The following is a 4,722-nucleotide window of genomic DNA, read 5'->3' on the forward strand; positions in this document are numbered from 1 at the left end:
CAAAATTAATCAGCAAAAAGTGTTCAATTTTACTTGACGGCTACAACTACTAAATGGTCATCCCTTTATTCCGTCTATTTACGCCTACATCGACAAAGAAATAATGGTACTAGACAGGGTAGAGGGCGTTACAGCTGAGCACTTTCCTTATAATAACCCTGACATGTCTCATCCTATTCGGTTACATAAAGACTTTGTGAAAAATTTTCAAGAAACACTAGACTATATGAGATCAAAAGGAATAGAGATAAGCGACCTTGAACCGCGAAATATAATGATTAATAAAAGTGGTCTAGCTGTCATTGTTGATACTGGATGTTGCTATATGCCAAGTAATGGGGAAACATGTGTTATAAGTGGTGACGAAGCATATCAACGATGTTTATCCTGGGCTAAGAGATTTTTTGAAGAAAATTTTTATGGACAGGATTTTGTGTAATGATTTTTATACTGAAATGAGAGGATAAATAAATGCAATCAGTTGAATATGAAAAGGTTAAGCATTATTACATAAAAAAATGTCATGACAATTGGGAAAAAATTGAACAAAAAATCCAAGACAAGAAAATGAGTATTGATGAACAAAAAGCAAATATCATAAGACAAATACAATTAGAACATATTCTTGGAGGAAGCATAGAATTTATTTGCCGTAAACACTTTCCGCATAATTCTGTTTATCATGCTACCTCATTTATTAATGGAAGTCTTGTCTTATATGAAGAACTATTAAAAACTAATACTTTTATTGATCCTGATTCGGATCATCGAGAACTTGTTGGGAAATTATTTTTCTCATTTTCACCATCATATTTCATTGACAGTGTTTTAGTAAAAGGCGGAGATTCGTTTTTTGTCTTTTTAGCCGACCTCAATAAAATCCAATATAAAAAAGTTCATATGTGCGTTGACATTGAAAACTTATCGGATTACTTTCGAGCAAAGCAATATATTCAGGAAATTCGTAAAAATCACGCTTTATTGGATTCGGTTGATACATCAATTTTTAATAAGGCAAAATCGTTCAGAACTGAACTAAAAGATGGATTGAATGACGAAGAGATTAAGAATGCTTTTGTTGAAAATAATCTAATTAAAGTGGACGAAGAGATTTATGTGACAGAAGATATTAAGTTAAATGAAATTCAAGGATTTTTATTTGTGGATGAAGCAAAAAAGATTGATGTATTTATTAACAATCCAAAGAAAAAAGAATTTAATCATTGTTATTACAAATTTAATAAATAGATAAAATAGAGGGGATCGGAGATATGGAAGCAAATGTGTTGATGAATGGACAAATCACAGGAACGAAGCGACCTGTAAGAGGAATGGAGAATATAGGTTTATACGAGGTCTGGAACGGAAAGGACTGGGTTTCGGAAGAAACTTGGAAAATCGAACAAGAAATGAATAACAAGGAATGGACAGATAACTTTGTGCAAGAATGTGATGGTTGTAATGATCCTTTTTGCGACTGTAATAGCAGGAGCGAAGCGGCAAAAGCTTTATATAAAATAAAAAGTTTGATGAAATTAAAACAGAAAATTGATAAAGAAATCCTCTCTCTCTTGGAAGTAGTTGGGGGTGAGGTGATTGAGTAATATTATGGAACTTGAAAAAGAATATGAACAATTGGTAAAAGATAGTAAGAAGGAATCGGATAAAAAGGAAACAGTTGATCCGATTTTACCTAGTAAAACACCTGAGACAATGACATTTCCCGTTAATGCTCTGCCTACAGAGTTGAAAAATCTCTGTAAAGCGGGGCATTATGCGTTTAAGATACCCTATGAGTTTTTTGCTGTACCTGGCTTAGTTGCTCTTGCCACAGCAATTGGTTCAAAACATGAAGTTGCAGTAAATCGTTCAATGTCAACAAAAGCAATTCTATATGCTTGTATTATTGCAAGTGCAGGATCGGGAAAATCTCCTGCGCAAGATATGGCATTCAAACCCATATATTCGATACAAAAATCTAAAATGGATGAGTATAAAAAGGCATATTCGGAATGGTTACTTGAAAAAGAGGATTATGATGCAAGAAAGAAGCACTCGAAAAAAAGTAAAGAACCATTCGATGAGATCGAACCAGAACAGCCGAGATTACGAGAATTATACACCACTGACGCAACGACAGAAGCACTTGCAATAATGCTTCAAAACAGTCCAGAAGGAATTGTAATTGTCCAAGATGAATTTCTAAGGCTCTACAATAGCCTTGATTCATATAGGGGAGGTAAAGGTGGAGATTTGCAGTTTTACTTGTCCCTGTGGAGTCATAAAAACATAAAAGTGAATCGAGTAAGTAAACCGCCACTTTTTGTAGAGAAGCCTTTCGGAAGTATTATCGGGGCAATGACACCTAGCGGAATAAATGAAATTGCAAAGGACAACAACACTGAAAACGGTTTTCTTGACCGTTTTTTATTTTCCTTTCCTACTGATGTAGAAATGATGAGAACAGTTAATGCAGGGATAGACGAAGATACTGAACGGCAATACCACAAACTTATTGAATCATTGACAGAGCAGCAAATTGTTGGTGAAGCGGAGACTTACTATTTAAGTGATGAAGCTATGAGGAAATATTTGGAATATGAGGATTTTGTATTCAAGGAAGCTGGAAAAGACGAAAAGAAAAAATCCATTAATACAAAAATAAAACTGTATGCTTTGCGATTCTCACTAATCGCTCATGTAAGCAAGAACGTACATAACGATTGCTTTGATAAGGAAAGCAAAGTATCGTTTGAATCAATGTGTCAGGGAATTGAGATTGCCGAGTATTTTAGGCAACAGACACAAAAGATTTATAAGAAAATCAATCAATCGGAATCTGATAAAAATATTGAACGAGCGATTCATATTTTGAAGACTAAGACTCAGAACAATGAGATCAGCAAACGAGATATTCAAATGAACATGAAGCTAAAGGGAAATGAGTTTGACGAATTTCTTAACTTGTTGCAAGAAAAGAAGATTATTGCGTTCAAGGCTGAAAGACAGGTCGGCGGTGCAAAACAAATTGTATTTCATGTTAATCCAAAGTATTTAGAGTAATGGCTGTTGCTGGCTGTGGAACGCTGTGGAAAACAACTTTCAACAGCAAGAATGTTGTTTTATCAAGGGTTTTGGGCGTTTTTTGTTTTGCTGTTGAGCTGTTGACGCATATTAATAGATGTTGGCTGTGGATGCTGTTGCTATAGGCATTTTTTAAATATTAAATTAACAAATATTACCAATATTTGAATTGGAATCAATTGCTCTAGTTATTGTCAACAGCGCAACAGCAACCTGAAAAGCCTTGATATATATGGGATTTAGGTGTTGAAGTGGTTTTTCAACAGCCGTCAACAGCAATCAACACCGACATATCAGGAGGAAAGATAAATGAATATTTATGAAGCATTAAAACAATTACCGCCTAAGAAGCGGATATATTGCAAGTGGAAATTTAATCTATGGTTTGACCAAGAACGGCAAATGACCGAAGAAGAACTAATGAAGCAATTGGGTGTAAAGAGTCTAAACGCTTATGTACGATGGGAACGTGAAGATGATTATAAACATTTTGTTTCTGTATATCTGGCAAGTAAAACGGCTGATGACTTGCTAGATGTTTATGAGGTCGTAAGGGATAAAGCAATTAAAGGAGATCCGAAAGCAATTGATACACTTTTAAAATTGCAGAATCAGATAACCGCACATAAGAAAGCAGCCGAGCAATATTTTGCTGATGTTGAAGAAGATGAAGACGATGGTTTGGAAGTATGAGGGCGTACCAAAAACGGTACTCCCTTTTGTTTATTTAGGAAGGTGATAAAATGGCAAGAGTTGCATTGACGACTAAGCAAAAACTAGAAAAAATATTGAGTAACTTTGAGTTATTCTGTAAGAACTTTGTGAAAATTGTAGATAACAATGGGGATTTAATTCCATTCAAATTAAATGATCAGCAAAGAGAATTTATAAATAGTGCTGGCAAATTCAATATAATTTTGAAACCGAGACAGTTAGGATTTACAACGGTTCAATTGGCTTATTGTTTATGGATGGCGATAAAGAATCCAAACACAAATTACATGATTATGTCTTATAAAGGTGATTCCTCAAAGGCATTACTTGAAAAGTTAAAAATGATGGATAAACATTTACCTAGAGAAAAGTATCCTAATGTGTTCCCTGAAACGGATCGAAGTAATAGGGATGAAATTGTTTTTAGTAATGGCTCACGAATTATTCCAGCAACTAGCGGAACTAAGGATGTAGGGCGCGGTTTAAACTTAATGTATATCCTTCTTAGCGAATATGCGTTTATGGATAATCAAAATCAGTTATTATTGTCACTTGAACCGGCACTACAGAAGACTGAGCGCAGCCGTATCGTTATTGAAACAACGGCTAATGGATTTAATGATTTCCAACGGTTGTATGACAAAGCTAAGAAGGGAAGGAGTAAATATAAATCATTTTTCTTTCCTTTCTTCAGTTCAGCGTATGAAAAACAATTTGCTTATGACATTCAACAAGCGGTTATGTGGTATATGGCAACTAATAAGGGTAAGCGGTTGTCGAAGAAAGATTTATCTATAGAGCAGAAACAGTTGCATGATATGGGTTGTTCCCTAAACATGTTAATGTGGCGTGAATGGATGCTTATGGATAAGGATAAAAATGAGTTAGACTAAAAAGTGGACACTCCGAATTAGTACCTTCATA

Annotated in this window: 5 protein-coding genes; all 5 read left to right on the forward strand. The window is 34.7% G+C overall.

Features of this window, described 5'->3' with window-relative positions; all coding sequences use genetic code 11:
* The first annotated feature begins 471 nt into the window (after positions 1-471).
* The 5 genes from PT964_RS26175 to PT964_RS26195 all read left to right on the forward strand — a co-directional run bounded on the left by PT964_RS26175 (position 472) and on the right by PT964_RS26195 (position 4,691).
* Complete coding sequence (locus PT964_RS26175; protein ID WP_274366304.1) at positions 472-1,248, forward strand: hypothetical protein; 777 nt, start codon at positions 472-474, stop codon at positions 1,246-1,248.
* A 23-nt stretch (positions 1,249-1,271) separates the two neighbouring features.
* Complete coding sequence (locus tag PT964_RS26180; RefSeq protein ID WP_274366305.1) at positions 1,272-1,604, forward strand: hypothetical protein; 333 nt, start codon at positions 1,272-1,274, stop codon at positions 1,602-1,604.
* Positions 1,597-3,063 carry a DUF3987 domain-containing protein gene (locus PT964_RS26185; RefSeq protein WP_274366306.1) on the forward strand — a complete coding sequence of 489 codons (1,467 nt, stop codon included), beginning with the start codon at positions 1,597-1,599 and terminating at the stop codon, positions 3,061-3,063. Before PT964_RS26180 ends, PT964_RS26185 begins: the two co-directional genes overlap by 8 nt.
* A gap of 330 nt (positions 3,064-3,393) precedes the next feature.
* Positions 3,394-3,777 carry a hypothetical protein gene (locus tag PT964_RS26190; RefSeq protein WP_274366307.1) on the forward strand — a complete coding sequence of 128 codons (384 nt, stop codon included), beginning with the start codon at positions 3,394-3,396 and terminating at the stop codon, positions 3,775-3,777.
* Between the two features lie 50 nt (positions 3,778-3,827).
* Positions 3,828-4,691 carry a terminase large subunit domain-containing protein gene (locus PT964_RS26195; protein ID WP_274366308.1) on the forward strand — a complete coding sequence of 288 codons (864 nt, stop codon included), beginning with the start codon at positions 3,828-3,830 and terminating at the stop codon, positions 4,689-4,691.
* Positions 4,692-4,722 lie beyond the last annotated feature (31 nt).

Source organism: Paenibacillus thermotolerans, from assembly GCF_028745515.1.
GTDB classification, from domain to species: domain Bacteria; phylum Bacillota; class Bacilli; order Paenibacillales; family YIM-B00363; genus Paenibacillus_AE; species Paenibacillus_AE thermotolerans.

Bases quoted from the DNA above. Each gene is read 5' to 3' on its own strand.
- PT964_RS26175 (WP_274366304.1), top strand. From the start codon at position 472: ATGCAATCAGTTGAATATGAAAAGGTTAAGCATTATTACATAAAAAAA.
- PT964_RS26180 (WP_274366305.1), top strand. From the start codon at position 1,272: ATGGAAGCAAATGTGTTGATGAATGGACAAATCACAGGAACGAAGCGA.
- PT964_RS26190 (WP_274366307.1), top strand. From the start codon at position 3,394: ATGAATATTTATGAAGCATTAAAACAATTACCGCCTAAGAAGCGGATA.
- PT964_RS26195 (WP_274366308.1), top strand. From the start codon at position 3,828: ATGGCAAGAGTTGCATTGACGACTAAGCAAAAACTAGAAAAAATATTG.